This is a genomic window from Streptomyces sp. SCA2-17 (assembly GCF_044336695.1).
The window spans coordinates 6,367,306-6,383,328 of sequence record NZ_CP117521.1 but is presented as its reverse complement, the minus strand read 5'-3'; the positions used below and the strand labels follow the sequence as shown (position 1 = coordinate 6,383,328).

Annotated in this window: 16 protein-coding genes; 8 read left to right on the top strand and 8 right to left on the bottom strand. The window is 74.9% G+C overall.

Annotated elements, in window-relative coordinates:
* Nucleotides 1-2: 2 nt before the first annotated feature.
* The 3 genes from PS271_RS28325 to PS271_RS28315 are packed head-to-tail and all read left to right on the top strand — an operon-like array spanning nucleotide 3 to nucleotide 3,693.
* Nucleotides 3-1,502, top strand: a complete 1,500-nt coding sequence (locus PS271_RS28325) for a sugar ABC transporter ATP-binding protein (protein ID WP_398385789.1) — start codon at nucleotides 3-5, stop codon at nucleotides 1,500-1,502.
* A 2-nt stretch (nucleotides 1,503-1,504) separates the two neighbouring features.
* Complete coding sequence (locus tag PS271_RS28320; RefSeq protein ID WP_398385787.1) at nucleotides 1,505-2,509, top strand: ABC transporter permease; 1,005 nt, start codon at nucleotides 1,505-1,507, stop codon at nucleotides 2,507-2,509.
* Nucleotides 2,506-3,693: a substrate-binding domain-containing protein gene (locus PS271_RS28315; RefSeq protein WP_398385785.1), complete on the top strand. Its 1,188-nt coding sequence runs from the start codon at nucleotides 2,506-2,508 to the stop codon at nucleotides 3,691-3,693. The genes PS271_RS28320 and PS271_RS28315 overlap by 4 nt, the downstream gene beginning before the upstream one ends.
* On the opposite strand, the gene PS271_RS28310 is transcribed toward PS271_RS28315, so the two are convergent.
* The 6 genes from PS271_RS28310 to PS271_RS28285 all read right to left on the bottom strand — a co-directional run bounded on the left by PS271_RS28310 (nucleotide 3,663) and on the right by PS271_RS28285 (nucleotide 10,180).
* The gene (locus PS271_RS28310) at nucleotides 3,663-4,514 is read right to left on the bottom strand and encodes a geranyl diphosphate 2-C-methyltransferase (RefSeq protein ID WP_398385784.1); all 852 of its coding nucleotides are present in this window, start codon (nucleotides 4,512-4,514) and stop codon (nucleotides 3,663-3,665) included. The genes PS271_RS28315 and PS271_RS28310 overlap by 31 nt on opposite strands.
* A gap of 44 nt (nucleotides 4,515-4,558) precedes the next feature.
* On the bottom strand, nucleotides 4,559-5,743 hold the full coding sequence (locus tag PS271_RS28305) for a family 2 encapsulin nanocompartment cargo protein terpene cyclase (protein WP_398385782.1): 1,185 nt from the start codon (nucleotides 5,741-5,743) through the stop codon (nucleotides 4,559-4,561).
* 44 nt (nucleotides 5,744-5,787) lie between these two features.
* Nucleotides 5,788-7,215 (bottom strand): family 2B encapsulin nanocompartment shell protein, encoded by a 1,428-nt coding sequence (locus PS271_RS28300; protein ID WP_398385780.1) that lies wholly within the window; start codon nucleotides 7,213-7,215, stop codon nucleotides 5,788-5,790.
* A gap of 287 nt (nucleotides 7,216-7,502) precedes the next feature.
* The gene (locus tag PS271_RS28295) at nucleotides 7,503-8,441 is read right to left on the bottom strand and encodes an AraC family transcriptional regulator (protein WP_398385778.1); all 939 of its coding nucleotides are present in this window, start codon (nucleotides 8,439-8,441) and stop codon (nucleotides 7,503-7,505) included.
* 77 nt (nucleotides 8,442-8,518) lie between these two features.
* Nucleotides 8,519-9,445: an NADP-dependent oxidoreductase gene (locus PS271_RS28290; RefSeq protein ID WP_398385777.1), complete on the bottom strand. Its 927-nt coding sequence runs from the start codon at nucleotides 9,443-9,445 to the stop codon at nucleotides 8,519-8,521.
* 180 nt (nucleotides 9,446-9,625) lie between these two features.
* A complete protein-coding gene (locus PS271_RS28285) occupies nucleotides 9,626-10,180 on the bottom strand; it encodes an AAA family ATPase (protein WP_398385775.1) in 555 nt (184 codons plus the stop codon).
* Nucleotides 10,181-10,301: 121 nt separating this feature from the next.
* Here PS271_RS28285 and PS271_RS28280 point away from each other — a divergent pair, with 121 nt between their 5' ends.
* On the top strand, nucleotides 10,302-10,667 hold the full coding sequence (locus tag PS271_RS28280; RefSeq protein WP_398385774.1) for a DUF488 domain-containing protein: 366 nt from the start codon (nucleotides 10,302-10,304) through the stop codon (nucleotides 10,665-10,667).
* Between the two features lie 103 nt (nucleotides 10,668-10,770).
* Nucleotides 10,771-11,832: an NAD-dependent epimerase/dehydratase family protein gene (locus PS271_RS28275; protein WP_398385772.1), complete on the top strand. Its 1,062-nt coding sequence runs from the start codon at nucleotides 10,771-10,773 to the stop codon at nucleotides 11,830-11,832.
* A 38-nt stretch (nucleotides 11,833-11,870) separates the two neighbouring features.
* Here the strand turns inward: PS271_RS28275 and PS271_RS28270 are convergent, their stop codons facing one another.
* Nucleotides 11,871-12,995, bottom strand: a complete 1,125-nt coding sequence (locus PS271_RS28270; protein ID WP_398385771.1) for a sensor histidine kinase — start codon at nucleotides 12,993-12,995, stop codon at nucleotides 11,871-11,873.
* Nucleotides 12,988-13,746 carry a response regulator transcription factor gene (locus PS271_RS28265; RefSeq protein WP_398385769.1) on the bottom strand — a complete coding sequence of 253 codons (759 nt, stop codon included), beginning with the start codon at nucleotides 13,744-13,746 and terminating at the stop codon, nucleotides 12,988-12,990. The genes PS271_RS28270 and PS271_RS28265 overlap by 8 nt, the downstream gene beginning before the upstream one ends.
* Before the next feature lie 114 nt (nucleotides 13,747-13,860).
* Between PS271_RS28265 and PS271_RS28260 the strand changes: the two genes are divergently transcribed.
* The 3 genes from PS271_RS28260 to PS271_RS28250 are packed head-to-tail and all read left to right on the top strand — an operon-like array spanning nucleotide 13,861 to nucleotide 16,018.
* Nucleotides 13,861-14,568 carry a glycosyltransferase gene (locus PS271_RS28260; protein ID WP_398385768.1) on the top strand — a complete coding sequence of 236 codons (708 nt, stop codon included), beginning with the start codon at nucleotides 13,861-13,863 and terminating at the stop codon, nucleotides 14,566-14,568.
* Entirely contained in the window at nucleotides 14,565-15,341 is a 777-nt protein-coding gene (locus PS271_RS28255; protein ID WP_398385766.1) for a TIGR04282 family arsenosugar biosynthesis glycosyltransferase, read from the top strand. Before PS271_RS28260 ends, PS271_RS28255 begins: the two co-directional genes overlap by 4 nt.
* Entirely contained in the window at nucleotides 15,323-16,018 is a 696-nt protein-coding gene (locus PS271_RS28250; protein ID WP_398385765.1) for a methyltransferase domain-containing protein, read from the top strand. The genes PS271_RS28255 and PS271_RS28250 overlap by 19 nt, the downstream gene beginning before the upstream one ends.
* Nucleotides 16,019-16,023: the final 5 nt, after the last annotated feature.

Here is a 16,023-nt window from a genome sequence, read left to right as displayed (position 1 = left end):
GCGTGCGGAACTCCCAGCCCCTCGTCCGCATCCGCGGTCTCGGCAAGCGGTTCGGCGGCACGCTCGCGCTCGACGCGGTCGACCTCGACATCGGCCGCGGCAGCGTCCTGGCCCTGCTCGGCCCCAACGGCGCGGGGAAGTCCACCCTCATCAAGGTGCTCGCGGGCGTCCACCGCGCGGACACGGGCGAGGTGACCGTCGCCGGGCACCCGCTCGGCACGGAGGCGGCCTCCCGCGCCATGTCGTTCATCCACCAGGACCTCGGGCTGGTCGGGTGGATGACGGTCGCCGAGAACATCGCGCTGGGCACCGGATACGCCCGCCGCGCGGGGCTGGTGTCCTGGCGGCGCACCCGCCGGCAGTGCGCCGAGGCCCTGGGCATCGTCGCCGCCCACCTCGACCCGGACGCCGTCGTCTCCGGCCTCACCCGCGCCGAGCGCTCCCTGGTGGCCATCGCCCGCGCCCTGGCCACCCGGGCCGGGCTGATCGTGCTGGACGAGCCGACCGCCAGTCTCCCGGCGGCCGACTGCGCCCGCCTCTTCGACGTCCTGCACACCCTGCGCGACCGCGGGCACGCCGTCGTCTTCGTCACCCACCGCATCGACGAGGTGTTCAAGGTCGCCGACGCCTTCGCCGTCCTGCGCGACGGACGCATCGTCAGCCACGGCCCGCTCGCCGGCTATCCCCCGGCCCGGCTCGTGCACGACATCGTGGGCCACGAACCGCGCGGCTACGCGTTCACCGCCCCCGCGCCCGGGCCGCCCGTCCTCAGCCTGGACGGCGTGCGGACGAAGCACACCGGGCCGGTCAGCCTGGAGCTGCGCGCCGGCGAAATCCTCGGCATGGTCGGCCTCACGGGCGCCGGGCACATGGAGCTGGGCCGCGCCCTCGCCGGCGCCCGGCCCCTGCTCGGCGGGCGCGCCGTGCTCGACGGCCGGCCCTACCGGCCCGGCACGGTCACCGCCGCGGTGGACGCCGGCGTCGGCTTCGTGACGAGCAACCGGCTGGAGGAGGGCTGCGCGGCGGAGCTGACCGTACGGGAGAACTTCCTGGCCAACCCCCGGGCCGGCGGGCTGCGCAGCGCCCACTGGATCAGCCCCTGGCGCGAACGCGCCGAGGCCACGGTCCTCATGGAGCGGTTCGCCGTGCGTCCCCCGGACAGCGAGGTGCCGATCGCCACCCTGTCCGGGGGGAACCAGCAGAAGGTCATGATCGGCCGGTGGCTCGGACCCCACCGGAACCTCCTGATCCTGGAGGAGCCGACCGCCGGCGTGGACGTCGGCGCCAAGGCGGCGATCTACCACCTGCTCCAGCACGCCCTGGCCGACGGCCTCGCCGTGCTGCTCCTCTCCACCGACTTCGAGGAGGTCGCCGGCGTGTGCCACCGCGCCCTGGTGTTCGTCCGCGGGCAGGCGACGGCCGAGCTGAGCGGCGAAGCTCTCACCGTCGCCGCGCTCACCCACGCGGCCTCGGCCATGGCGCCCCTCACCGGGACGCCGTGACGATGGCCTCTCCGAACCGCCGTCCCGCGGTCCGTCACCGGATCGGGCACCTCATCGGCGCCTACGGCCTCCTGGCCCTGACCGTCCTGCTGTTCGCGGCCTTCTCCCTCACCTTGCCGGACACCTTCCCCACCCTGGACAACATCTCCGCCGTCCTGTCCAACCAGTCGATCCCCGCGATGCTCGCGCTGGGCGCGACGGTCCCCATCGCCACCGGCAAGTTCGACCTGTCCATCGGCTACGGCCTGGGCCTCGCGCACGTCGTGATGATGCAGCTCCTCGTCGCCGGCCACTGGCCGTGGCCCGCCGCCTGCCTCGCGGTGGTCCTGGGCGGTGCGGCCGTCGGCGCCGTCAACGGCGCCGTCGTCGAGTTCGCGCGGATCGACTCCTTCATCGCCACGCTCGGCACCGGCAGCATCATGTACGCCTTCACCGGCTGGATCACCGGCGGGGCCCGGATCGTCCCCGGCCCGGGCGGCCTGCCGGCCGGCTTCACCGCGCTCTACGACTCCCGGTTCCTCGGCCTGCCGGTCTCCGCCTTCTACGTCCTCGCCCTGACCGCCGTGCTGTGGCTGCTCCTGGAGCGGCTGCCGCTGGGCCGGTACCTGTACGTCATCGGCTCCAACACGCGCGCCGCCGACCTCGTGGGCATCCCCTCGCGGCGCTACGTCACCGGCGCCTTCACCGCCTCCGGTCTGGTCGTCGGCCTCGCCGGGGTGCTGCTCGCCGCGCAGCAGCAGACCGGCAACCCCAGCGTCGGCATGGACTACCTGCTGCCCGCCTTCGTCGGCGCGCTGCTCGGCTCCACCGCGATCCGGCCCGGCCGCGCCAACGCCCTGGGCACACTGGTCGCCGTCACCGTCCTCGCCATCGGCCTCGCCGGCATCGGCCAGCTCGGCGCCCGCTTCTGGGTCACCCCGATGTTCAACGGCGCCACCCTGCTCATCGCCGTGGGCCTGGCCGGCTACGCGGCGCGCCGGCAGCTGCGCCACGGAGCCGGATCGTGAACCGTACGGCCGTGCCGGCGGGCGCGGTCGTCCTGGCCGTGGCCGTCGCCGCCCTCACCGGCTGCGAGCGCGGCTCGTCGACCGGCCCCGTCCCTCCTTTGGAGACGCCGGCGAGGAGCGGCTGCCCCGCCGCCCTGGCCAGGGCCGAGGCGGCCGTCCGGCGGGCCGAGCGGACCGACTCCGCGTGGGGCGGGCCCGCCGCCGGGCCGCGGGCCGTGCCCGGCAAGTCGCTCGTCCTCGTCGCGCAGTCCATGACCAACCCCGGCGTCGCGGGCGTCGCCCAGGGCGTGCAGGAGGCGGCCGGGGCCATCGGCTGGCGCGTCCGGGTGATCGACGGGCAGGGCACCCCCGCCGGGATCCAGGCGGCGTTCGGCCAGGCCGTCGCCCTGCGGCCCGCGGGCATCGTCATCGCCGGCTTCGACCCCCACCTGACGTCGCAGCAGGTCGCGCAGGCCGGGGCGGAGCACATCCCGCTCGTCGGCTGGCACGCGGTCGCCTCCCCCGGCCCCAGCAGGGACCCCGCGCTGTTCACCAACGTCACCACGCGGGTCGGCGACGTCGCGCGGATCAGCGCGGACTGGGTCATCGCGCACGGGCACGGCGCCGCCGGGGTCGTCGTGTTCACCGACGCCTCGATCCCGTTCGCCAGGAACAAGTCCGAGCTGATCACGAAGGAGCTCGGCACGTGCGCGGGCGTGCGGCTGCTCGCGGAGGAGAACGTCCCGCTCGCGGACACGAGCAGCCGGACGCCCCAGGAGGTCTCCTCGCTCCTCTCCCGCTTCCCGCGGCGGTGGACGCACTCCGTCGCCATCAACGACGTGTACTTCGCCGACGCCGCGCCCGCCCTGCGCGCGGCCCGCAGGAAGGGCGCGGGCGCGCCGTACAACATCGGCGCGGGCGACGGCGACCCGTCGGCCTTCCAGCGCATCAACAGCCGCCAGTTCCAGGCGGCCACGGTGCCCGAGGCGCTCTCCGAGCAGGGCTGGCAGATCGTCGACGAGTTCAACCGGGCCTTCGCCGGCGCGCCCGCCAGCGGGTACGTGGCCCCCGTGCACATCGCCACCGCCGCCAACAGCGGCGGCGCCACGTCCTGGGACCCGCCCGGCTACCGCGCGGCGTACCGCAGGATCTGGGAGGGCGCGGGGCGCGCCGGTCAGATGCGGTCGGCGGCGATGAGGAGGTAGTGGAAGCTGCCTTCCTTGTACGCCGTCAGGAAGGGGTCCTCGACGCCCGTGGCCAGCGAGGACTGGGCGCGCAGCTCCCAGTACGGGATCGCGTCGGCCGTCAGGTCGACGACGTTGATGGGCACGAGGCCGTTGGCGGCCATGGCCTTGAAGTAGGCGCTGCGGGGGTGGATGTTGCAGGTGTAGTGCTCGTCGATGCGGCTGACCGCCTTGGAGCGGCCGCCCGTGACGTCGTTGGAGCAGCCGGTGATGACGACGTAGCGGCCGCCGAAGGCGAGCTGGCGGGCGTGCTCGGCGAAGAGCTCGAACAGGTCCACGTACATGGTGGACTCGTTGTTCCAGATGCCCTGGAAGGCGCCGGTGGGCAGGCCGGTGTCCAGCATGTTGGCGAAGTGGTAGCCGACCTTGTCGGCCACGCCGCGCTTGCGGGCCTGCTCGTTGGCGAAGTCGACCTGGGCCTGGGAGATGGAGACGCCGTCGGCGCGGCAGCCGAAGCGGGCGTTGGCCATGATGCTGGTGCCGCCGCGGCCGCAGCCGGCGTCCAGCACGCGCTGGTCGGCGGCGATGGGGCCCAGGTGGTCGAGGAGGACGTCGGCCTGGGCCGACTCCAGGCGGTGCAGCTCCTCGGTGATGCGCGCCTCGCGGGTGGCCTCGGGGCCCTCCAGGACGGAGGGGTCGTAGTCGCCGAGGCCGTAGTGGTGGTGGTAGAGCCCGTCGACGTCGCCCAGCCGGAGGTTGACCGGGTCCTTCTCGTTGTTCCAGTACTCGGCGACGGACTTCTGGTAGGCGGTGCGCAGGACGGGGGCGGGGGCGCTGGACATGGTCGTGCTCCTTTGGAACGGGCAAGGAAGGTGAAGCGGGTGGTTCAGGCGTTGTTGTAGCGGGGGCTGCCGCTGTGCCACGCGCGGTTGCCGCCGAGCCAGGCCCACACCCCGGCGAGGAAGCGGCGCAGCTGGGGCGAGCCGGTGACGGCCAGGGCGGCCGCCTCGGCCTCGTAGGTGCGCACCAGCTCGTCGTGGACCTCCACGCTGCGCTCGATCGCCTCGCGGGGCGAGCACCGCTCCTGCTCGGCGATCACGGTCGGCAGGTTGAACTCCACGCCGGTGGCGTGGTGTTCCTTGGTCATGGAGTACAGGTCGTTGACGAGCGTGGCCGCGGTGGCCGCCATGGTGACGGCGCGGCGCACGCGCGGATCGGCGTACTCGCCCGCGGGGAGCGTGTAGCCGCCGACCACGTCGGCCAGGGCGATGCAGGGCAGGAAGCTGTTGATCTGGCGGTGCGCCAGGTACTCGGGGACGGTGGGCACGTACTCCCGCGAGCGCCAGGAGCCCTCCTGCCCGTAGCCGACGAAGAGGACGGCGACTTCGTGGCGGAGCCGGTTCAGCTGGGAAGGCTCCGCGTAGCGGGCCAGGTGCTCCAGGCCGGAGCGCAGGGCGACGCGGACGGGGTCGGCGCGCATCTCGCGTTCCCAGGCGGGCGCGTAGCGGGCGGGGAGGTGGGCGGGGTCGAAGGCCGCGTAGGCGGGCCCCAGGTGCGAGCCCAGGAGCTCGGGTCCGGCGCCGTCGTCGCAGTAGTAGTCGTCCGTGGCCCACTCCGCGAGCGCGCACTTGCCCGCCGCGAGCAGCCGGTCGGCGTCGTCGGTGTCGGGGTGGGCGAGCATCATCAGGCGCCCGAAGTCGGCGGCGCGGACGCGGTCGAGCCGTCCGGCGTAGATGCCGGTCTCGCCGGCCCAGGCCAGCAGCCGGTCGTTGACCTCCCGGCCGAGGGCCGGGTCGTCCCGGAGCGCGGGCGGGCAGTACAGCTCCGGGACGCCGGAAGCGGAGACCGAGGAACAGGCAGCGGAGGCAGCAGAGGCAGCGGACGCAGGGGTGGGCGCGGCCGGCGGCGGGGGTGCGACGCGGGCCGCGGAGGTGCCGAGGCCGGTCGGCCCGGTGGGCGGCCGGAGCGCCCTGGGCGCGGCCGGGACGCCCTGGCGGGCGAGCAGGGCCGCCGCGAGCAGCGCCGCGTCGTGCCGGGCCGTGGGCGCGGTGATCCGGGACAGCAGTGACACCGGTTCTTCTTCTCCGTTCCGGGGGCGGTGGTGGGCGGCGCCCGTCAGGACGGGGTGTGGAAGACCTCGGCGTTCTCCAGGACGCCGAGCGCGTCGGGCACGAGGACGGCCGCCGAGTAGTAGGTGCTGACCAGGTAGGAGATGAGGGCCTGGTCGCTGATGCCCATGAACCGCACGTTCAGGCCGGGCTCGTACTCGTCGGGTATGCCGGTCTGCCGCAGGCCGACCACGCCCTCTTCGGCCTCGCCCAGGCGCATGGCGAGGATGGAGGAGGTGCCCTCCTCCGAGACGGGGATCTTGCCGCAGGGCAGGATCGGCACGCCGCGCCACGCGGGCACGGCGTGGCCGCCCACGTCGGCGCTGTCGAAGGACAGGCCCCGCTTGTTGCACTCGCGGGCGAAGGCGGAGATGGCCCGGGGGTGGGCGAAGAAGGCCTTGGTCCCGCGCCGCATGCTGAGCAGCTCGTCCATGTCGTCGGGGGTGGGCGGGCCGGAGTGGGTGGAGATGCGCTGGCTGTGGTCGGCGTTGTGCAGCAGGCCGAACTCGGGGTTGTTGACGAGCTCGGACTCCTGGCGCTCGCGCAGGGCCTCGATGGTGAGCCGCAGCTGCTGCTCGATCTGGTCCATCGGGTCGTTGTAGAGGTCGGCGACCCGGCTGTGCACCCGCAGGACGGTCTGGGCCACGCTCAGCTCGTACTCGCGCGGGGAGAGCTCGTAGTCGACGAAGGTGCCGGGCAGCACGGGCGCGCCGGTGTGGCCGGAGGCGAGGGCGATGTCGGCCTCGCCCTTCTTGTTCTGCGGGCGGGCCTGCTCGGCCTGGCGCCGGCGGACGTGGGCGCGCAGCCGCTCGTTGCGGCCGGCCACCTCCTCGTACGCGGCCCGGGGCAGGGTCAGTACGGTGCACGCCGTCATCGCGCGCGCCGTGAACTCCCAGGTGCCCGGCGTCTCGGCGACGGCCCGGGCGCCGAAGAACGCGCCGTCGGCGAGCACGCCGCGGCGGGTCTCCTCGCCGTACTTGCCGGCGCCGGCCTTCTCGACCTTGCCGTGCGCGATGAGGTAGACGTGGTCGACGGGGCTGCCGCGCTCGGCGATCACCTGGCCGGGCTCGTACTCCTCCTGCCGGCACCGCTCGGCCAGCGCCCGCAGCGCCCCGGCGTCGTCGAAGCCGCGCAGCAGCGGCAGTTCGCCCAGCTCGGCGGGGACGACCTTGACCGCGGCGCCTTCCTGGACGAAGGTGATCCGGCCGTCGCCGACCTCGTACACCAGGCGCCGGTTGACGCGGTACGCGCCGCCCTTGACCTCCACCCAGGGCAGGGTGCGCAGCAGCCACCGCGAGCTGGTGCCCTGCACCAGCGGGGCGGTCTTGGTGGTGGTCGCGAGGTTCCGCGCGGCGGCGATCCCCAGGCTGAGCTGTGCCCGGCCCGTCTGCTGCTCGGGCTGCTCCTGCTGCTGCCGGTGCGCTGCGGTCGACATCCCGGTCCTTCCCCTCTGGGCACGTGCGTCAAGAAGGAGCCCCTCGATTAGCCCGTTCGGACTACCAGGAGCTCCCGCGGCGCAAGTGAAGCAGCGCGCGATGATGTTGGTCGAGACGATGGGGACCGTACCGTCGCTTTTGCGCCACCGGGACGGCACGGGTCCGTACGGCCCGATCCGGGCTGGAGGCACAGGTGAGGGCGGATGGCCATGTCCGCTATGCCGCGGTGTGGGCGGTGGCTGAGGTGGCTGATTACGTACGGTCAGCCGGCCTTCCGCGGGCTTCCTCAGGCGGCGCGGAAGTCGCGGCGGTAGCCGCCGGGGGCCAGGCCGTACTCGCGCTTGAACGCCTTGGCGAAGGCGTACTCGGAGCCGTATCCGGAGCGGGCCGCGACGGTCGTGAGCGGGGCGTCGGACTCGCGCAGCAGCTTGGCGGCCGTGGTCATGCGCCAGCGGGTCAGATAGGCCATGGGCGGCTCGCCCACGAGGGCGGTGAAGCGGCGCGCGAAGGCCGCGCGGGACAGGCCCGCCCGGCCGGCCAGGGACTCGACCGTCCACGGCGCGGCCGGGTCCTCGTGGACGGCGGCGAGGGCCGGCGCCACCGCGGTGTCGCTGAGCGCGGCGGCGAAGCCCTTGGCGTCCGCCGGCGGCTGGTCCTCGATCCAGGCGCGCAGGATGTAGAGGAGCAGCGAGTCGATCAGCGCGGGGATGATGCCGGCCGAGCCGATGCGGGGGTTCTCCAGCTCCGAGCCGAGGAGCTGGACGGCGGCTTGCAGTTCGGCGTGGCGGCCGTGCCGGGTGGGCAGGTGGATGATCTCGGGGAGCTGGCGCACCAGGGGGTGGGGGCGCCCCTGGTCCAGGTGGTAGTGGCCGCACAGCAGGCTGGTGCGGGGGCCGTCGGCGCCGATCGTGACCGTGCCGAGGGGTGCGTCCGGGCAGACCTCCCCGTCCCCCGCCGTCTCCTGGGGCGGGGTGGAGGGGTGGTCGGCGAGGACGTGCCCCCGGCCGTCGCGCAGGAAGATCACGTCTCCCGGGCTGAGGGCGATCGGCCGCACGTCCGCCGGGTCCCCCTCGGGGACGAGCCAGCAGGTGCCGTAGAGCACCACGTGGAAGCCGGCGCCGGCGACCGGGGAGAGGCGCAGGCCCCAGGGCGCGAGGCCGTTGGTGCGCACGGAGCTGGGGCGGCCGGTCCGCATCGAGCTCAGCGCCTCGGTCAGGATGTCCATCGCCGTCCCCTCCCCCTGCTGTCTTCTGTCCCTGTCCGGCGTCCAGCCTACGGGCCGTTCCGTGCGCCCTTTCCGTGTCAGTCGACGGTCAGGACGACCTTGCCCTGGGTCCGGCCCGATCCGACGACCTCGTGGGCCTTGCCGGCCTCGGCGAGCGGGAACGTTTCGGCGACGTGCGGGCGGATGCGGCCGGCGTCCACGAGGGCGGCGATCGCCTCCAGCGAGGCGTAGTCGGGCTCGACGGCGATGCCGGCGAAGCGGCGTCCGACGGCCTCGATCCGGGCGGCGAGCTCCCGGTCCCCGTGCTCCATGATGCTGACGAGCGTGCCGCCGGGGCGCAGGACCTCGAGGGCGCGCACGCCCTCGGAGGAGGAGTCGAAGACGACGTCGACGTCCTTGACGGCCTCGGTGTAGTCGGTGGTGCGGTAGTCGATGACCTCGTCGGCGCCCAGGCTCCGGACGAAGTCGTGCTTGGGGGCGCTCGCCAGGGCGGTCACGTGGGCGCCGCGGACCTTGGCGATCTGCACGGCGAGGTGCCCGACGCCGCCGGCCGCGCGGTGGATCAGCACCCGCTGCCCTTCGGTGAGCCCGGCCGCGTCCACCAGCCCCTGCCAGGCCGTGAGCGCGGCGAGCGGGAGGGCGGCGGCGTGCACGTGGTCGAGGGTGGCGGGCTTGCGGGCCACCTGGCGGGACGGCACGGCGACGTACTCGGCGTAGCCCGTGGCGGCGCGCGGGAAGAACGGCATGCCGTACACCTCGTCGCCCGGCTTGAAGCGGGACCCGGCACCGGCTTCCTCGACGACGCCGGAGATGTCCCAGCCGACACCGAAGGGCGGCTCGCCGAGCAGCGGGTAGGCGCCGGAGCGGACGGCCACGTCCACCGGGTTCACGCTGCTGGCGTGGACGCGGACGAGGACCTCCGCCATGAGGGGGGTGGGACGCTCGGTCTCGACGACCTCCAGGACCTCGGGGCCTCCGAAGGACTTCTGGATGACAGCGCGCATGGTGTGTTTCTCCCTGCTGGTGGGGTGGGTTCCTGTTCTGTGCTCAACATTAGGGAGATCGAATGAGCCGATGAATATCCCTGGATCTTCGGAAGATGTCCCATCGTCTTCCTGCCCGGGAGGCTGGGCCATCAGCCCCTGTCAGCCCGTCACCCCGTCACCCCCGTCACCGTCCACCCGTCAGCCCTCCTTCACGACGGCGTCGACCGTCTCCTCCAGGGTCATCTGGGAGGTGTCGAACCACGTGCCCCGGCCGCCGAGCTCGGCGCGCAGCGCCCCGTCCAGGAACGACCAGTCGTCCGCCAGCACCTTGTCCCGCTCGGCCACCCGCCGGGCGACGACCTCCGCCGACGGCGCGAGGACGATCAGGCGCAGCGGCAGGTCCTTCAGGTGCTCCAGGTAGAAGTCGAGGTGCGCGCGCCGCACGACCACGTCGTCGATGACCGGGACGACGCCGGCGGCGTGGAAGCTGCGCGCCAGCACGGCCGCGTTGCGGGCCCTGAGCAGCAGCTGGCGGTCGGCTTCGAGGTCCTCCTCCGGCGAGGGCAGGCGTCCTCCCGCCACGATCAGCTCCTGGAGGTGGTCGCCCTCGATGTGCGCGCCGAGGGGGAACCGGCGGGCCAGCGCCGCCGACACCGAGCTCTTCCCCGACCCCGGAATGCCGATGACGAGATAGGCGGCGGAGGCGGGTCGTGCGGTGTCGACGGTCTGGCCCTGGAACGAGGTCTCCGGCATGGTGTGCGTACTCCTTTTCGCTGTTCGGGCAAGGGTAGTTGCTCATGCCGGGCGTATCGCGGGGGACTTCGTTCGCGCCGTTCCGCGTGCGTTCCGCCCGGCCGGCGCCGACGATGGGCGCATGGTGCGGTCACGGCGGGTGCAGGTGCGGAGGGTCTACGACCCGGCCGAGGAGGCGGACGGCAGCCGGGTGCTCGTCGACCGCATCTGGCCGCGCGGCCTGAGCAAGGAGGCGGCCGCGCTGGACGAGTGGTGCAAGGACGTCGCGCCCTCCACCGGGCTGCGCACCTGGTACGGGCACGACCCCGCCCGCTTCGAGGAGTTCACCCGCCGCTACCGCACGGAACTGCGCGACGAGCCCCACGCGGCCGCCCTCCAGCACCTGAGGGAGCTGTCCCGGCACGGCACGCTCACCCTGCTGACCGCGACCAAAGACCGCGACATCAGCGCGGCGGCGGTCCTGCGGGACGTCATGACGAAGGACTGACGAAGGACTGACGCCGTGCTGCCCCCGGGCCGACCCTTACGGAGTGATGACGTGCCGCGTGCACCCGGGCCGTACGGCCGCCACCCGCCCTACGGTCGGACGCATGCGCGTACTCGTCACCGGAGGAGCGGGCTTCATCGGCTCGCACATCGTTTCGGCCCTGCTCGCCCGCGGGCACGACCCCGTCGTCCTCGACGCCCTGCTGCCCGCCGCCCACCCGGTGCGGCCCGCCCTGCCCGAGGGCGTCACGTGGTGCGAGGGCGACGTGCGCGATCCCGGCGCCGTCGCGCGGGCGCTGCGGGGCGCCGACGCGGTCTGCCACCAGGCGGCGATGGTCGGCCTGGGCAAGGACTTCGCCGACGCGCCGGCCTACGTGAGCTGCAACGACCACGGCACGGCCGTGCTGCTGGCGGCGATGGCCGAAGCCGGCGTGCGCGGCCTGGTGCTGGCCGGGTCCATGGTGGTCTACGGCGAGGGGCGCTACGACTGCGCGGAGCACGGCCCCGTGCGCCCCGGGCCCCGGCGGGCCGGGGACCTCGAAGCGGGCCGCTTCGAGCCCCTGTGCCCGCGCTGCGGCACGCAGCTCGCGCCGGGGCTCGTCGGCGAGGAGGCCGCGGCCGACCCGCGCAACGTGTACGCGACGACGAAGCTCGCCCAGGAGCACCTGGCGTCGTCCTGGGCCCGGATGACGGGCGGCCGCGCCGTGTCGCTGCGCTATCACAACGTCTACGGGCCGGGGATGCCGCGCGACACCCCGTACGCGGGCGTCGCCTCGTTCTTCCGCTCGGCCCTCGCGCGGGGCGAGGCGCCGCGCGTCTTCGAGGACGGGCGCCAGCGCAGGGACTTCGTGCACGTCCGCGACGTGGCCATGGCGAACGTCCTCGCGCTGGAGGGGCTCGGCACCCGCCCCGCGGGGAGCGCACGGGCGTACAACTGCGGGAGCGACGCGCCCCGCACGATCGGCGACATGGCCCGCGCTCTGAGCGCGGCCCACGGCGGGCCGGCTCCCGTGGTCACCGGAGAGTTCCGGCTCGGGGACGTCCGGCACATCACGGCGACCTCGCGCCGGCTCCGCGAGGAGTTCGGCTGGTCTCCGCAGGTGGACTTCGGGGCGGGCATGACGGAGTTCGCGCACGCCCCGCAGCGGCGGCCGGCGCACGCCTGACGGAAGCCGCCCGGGTCAGGTGACGGGAGGCGTCCGGGTCAGGGCGCCGCCGGCAGGACCACCTCGAACCGGCAGCCGCCCTGGACGTTGCAGACCGTCGCGCGCCCCGCATGCGCCTCGACGATGCCGCGCACGATCGCCAGGCCGAGGCCCGCGCCCGCGGTCGGCGTACGGGCCTCGGAGCCCCGCCAGCCCGTGTCGAACACGCGGGGCAGGTTCTCCTCCGGAATGCCGCCGCAGGCGTCGGTGACGGACAGGACGACCGTGCCCGTCGCCTCCTCGTGCCGCGCGGCGATCGCGACGGTCCCGTCCGCGGGGGTGTGGCGGATCGCGTTGACGAGGAGGTTGCCGAGGACCCGGGTCATCTCCCGGCCGTCGACCTCGACGGGCACGCCGGCCGCCTCCTCGCCCTTCTCCCCGATCAGCCGGACGCCGTGTTCGCGGGCCAGCGGCTCGGCTCCGGCGAGGGCATCTCCCACCAGGTCGTGCACCGACATCCGGCTCGGGCTGAGGGAGAGCGCGCCCGCGTGGATGCGGGAGAGCTCGAAGAGGTCGCTCACCATCCCGTTGAGCCGGTCGGTCTCCGTACGGATCTGCCGGTGGTAGCGCGCCGGGTCCTCGACGACGCCGTCCTCCAGGGCCTCCGCCATGGCGCGCAGCCCGGCCAGCGGGGTGCGCAGGTCGTGCGAGATCCAGGCCACGAGCTCCCGGCGCGAGGCGTCGAGGGCGCGCTCCCGCTCCCGGGACTCCTCCAGCTTCGCGCTGGTGGCGGCCAGCTCCCGGCCGAGCGCGGCCAGTTCGGCCGTGGCGTTGCCGCCCGGGGCCGCGAAGCTGCCGCTGCGGCCGAAGTCCCGGGCGGCCAGGGTCAGGGCCTTGCTGCGGGCCACGACCCAGCGGCCGAGCACCAGCGCGGTGGCCAGGGAGACCACGGCGGCCATGGCGCACACGGTCGTCACGACGGTCAGGTCGTGCGAGGACAGGAACATCGCCCACGCCACGCTCAGCGTTCCGGCCAGCATGGCCGTCACCGACACGGCGGCCACGACCGTCAGGGACACCGCCACGGAGCGGTGCCGGAGCAGCCGCAGGGCGAGGGCGCCGAGCACGCCGGCCGCGGTCGCTCCCGCGAGGGCGTAGAGGGCGATCAGCAGGATGTCATTCATGGGTGCCGGTCTCCCCGTCCCGCGCGGCACCGGCGGCGGCATCGGCGTCACCCTCGGCGTCGAAGCGGTAGCCGACGCCCCACACCGTCCGGATGTGGCGCGGCCGGGCCGGGTCGTCCTCGACCTTCGCGCGCAGCCGGCGGACGTGCACGGTCACGGTCGACAGGTCGCCGAACTCCCAGCCCCACACCTTGTGCATCAGCTCCTCGCGCCCGCAGGCCCGCCCCGGGTTCCGCAGGAGGAAGGCGAGGAGGTCGAATTCGCGGAGGGTGAGGGCGAGCGGCGCCCCGTCCTTGGTGGCCTGCCGCGCCACGGGGTCGAGGACGAGCCCGGCGGCGCGCAGCGCGGGGGCGGGCGGCGGCACGTCGGCCCGGGACCGGGCCCGGCGCAGGACGGCTTCCGCGCGCAGCACGAGCTCCCGGGGGCTGAAGGGCTTGGTGACGTAGTCGTCGGCTCCGATCTCCAGCCCGAGGATGCGGTCCTCCTCGTCGCCGCGCGCCGTCAGCATGATCACCGGTACGGGTCCCGCGGCCCGCAGCCTGCGGCAGACCTCCAGGCCGTCCATGCCCGGCAGCATCAGGTCGAGGAGGACGAGGTCGGGGCGCACGGCGGCGGCGAGCTCCAGCGCCGCCGGGCCGTCCGCGGCCAGGTCGACGGCGAAGCCGGCCCTGCCGAGGTAGCCGGAGACGACCTCGGCGACGGTCGGGTCGTCGTCGACGACGAGGACGCGGGCGGGAGTTTCGTTCTGCATGACTCCAGCCTCGCACCGGCGGGGACGCGCTGGTGCGGGGCGTCCCCGCCCGCGGTCGGGCGTCCTCGTTTCGTAAGACCCTGACATCCGAAATGCCGGAATTCGCTCCGTAGGGTGAGTGGCGTGACTCACTCCACCTCTCCTACCGCGGACGTTGTGCTGCCCTGTCTGGACGAAGCGGCGGCCCTGCCCTGGGTCCTGGCGCGGGTGCCCGCCGGCTGGCGGGCGATCGTCGTCGACAACGGCTCCCGTGACGGCTCGGCGGACCTGGCCCGTTCCCTCGGCGCGACCGTCGTCCACGAACCGCGCCGCGGCTTCGGCGCGGCGTGCCACGCGGGGCTGGCCGCCGCCGAGGCCGAACTCGTCTGCTTCTGCGACTGCGACGCCTCGCTCGACCCCGGCCTGCTGCCCGGCCTCGCGGCGGCGGTCGCCGCCGGCGACGCCGATCTGGTGCTCGGCCGGCGCCGCCCGCGGGGGCGCGGAGCCTGGCCGGCCCACGCCCGCCTCGGCAACGCGGCCGTGGCCCGGATGGTCCGCCGCCGCACCGGGGTGCGGCTGCACGACCTGGGCCCCCTGCGCGTCGCGCGCCGGGAGGCCCTGCTGGGCCTCGGCCTGACCGACCGCCGCAGCGGCTATCCCCTGGAGATGGTGGTGCGCGCCGCCGACGCCGGGTGGCGGGTGACGGAGACCGACGTCCCGTACCTCCCGCGCACCGGCCGCTCGAAGGTGACCGGCACCTGGCGCGGCACGTGGCGCGCGGTGCGGGACATGCGGGGCGTGCTCCGGGCGCCCGCCGCGCCGCGGGAGGTGACGGCCCGGTGAGCGCCGCCGTTCCCGCAGGCCCGGCACCGGGCGGGCCGACGACCCTGCTCGTCATCGCCAAGGAACCCCTGCCCGGGCGGGTCAAGACGCGCCTCACCCCGCCGTACGCACCCGCCGAGGCGGCCCTGCTGGCCGAGGCCGCGCTGACGGACACGCTGTGGGCCGTGCGGGCCATGCCCGCCTGCCGCCGGATCCTCGTCCTGGACGGCCGGCCCGGTCCGTGGCTGCCGCCGGGCTTCGAGGTCCTGCCGCAGTGCGCGGGCGGCCTCGACGAACGGCTCGCCGGCGCCTTCGCCGCCTGCACGGGGCCCGCCCTGCTCGTCGGCATGGACACTCCGCAGCTCACGCCGGCCCTGCTGGCCCCGGCGCTGGGCCCGGCGGGCTGGCAGGGCTGCGACGCCTGGTTCGGGCCCGCCGCTGACGGCGGCTTCTGGGCCCTGGGGCTGGCCGAACCGTGGCAGCCCGGTCTCCTGCGCGGCGTCCCCATGTCCACGGCCACGACCGGCGCCGTGCAGCGCCGCCGGCTCGTGGCGGCCGGGCTCCGCGTCCGGGACCTCCCGGAGCTGCTCGACGTCGACACGGCGGCGGACGCCCTGCGCGTCGCCGAAGCGGCACCCTGCAGCCGGTTCGCGGCGGCCGTGGAGCGGCTCGGGCGGCGGGTGCCTGCGCCGCGGGGGCCGGTGCGAGAGCCCGCACAAGAGCCGTCATGGAAGCCGGCTCCCGCGCCGCTCTCCCCCGGCGGAGGTGGCCGGCCGTGCCGACGCGCGCACTGACAGCAGAACCGGCGGCGCCCGCCGCCCGGATACCGGCCCCCTGGCGCAGCGACCCCTACGCCGACGCGGTCAGCGCCGGCCGCGGGCCGCTGTTCCTGCGCCGTACGGACGGCTGGATGCTGCCGCTCGACGTCGAGCGGTGGTGCGCGGAGGCCGACCCCGCCGACCTCACGGTCCTCGACCGGTGCCGGGGTCCCGTCATCGACATCGGCTGCGGCCCCGGCCGGCTCGTCACCGCCCTGGCCGTCCGCGGCCACCCGGTGCTCGGCGTGGACGTCAGCCCGGCCGCCGTCGACCGCACCCGGCGCGGCGGCGGTGCGGCCCTGTGCCGGTCCGTCTTCGCGCCCCTGCCCGGCGAGGGGCGCTGGGGCACGGCGCTGCTGATCGACGGCAACATCGGCATCGGCGGTAACCCGGCCGCCCTCCTCGACCGCGTCGCCCGCCTGACGGCGCCGGGCGGTCTCCTCATCGCCGAGTCCGCCGGCGCGGACGTCGGCGAGCGCGTGGACGAACGCGTGGAGGTGCGTGTCGACGACGGGCGCGGCCGCACCGGGCCGCCCTTCCCGTGGGCCCGCGCCGGCACGGCCGCCCTGACCCGCCACGCGAGGCGGGCCGGGTGGCGGGTGACGGAGCGGTGGGCCGTGTCCGGGCGGGTGTTTCTGGCCCTGCGCCGCTGAGACCG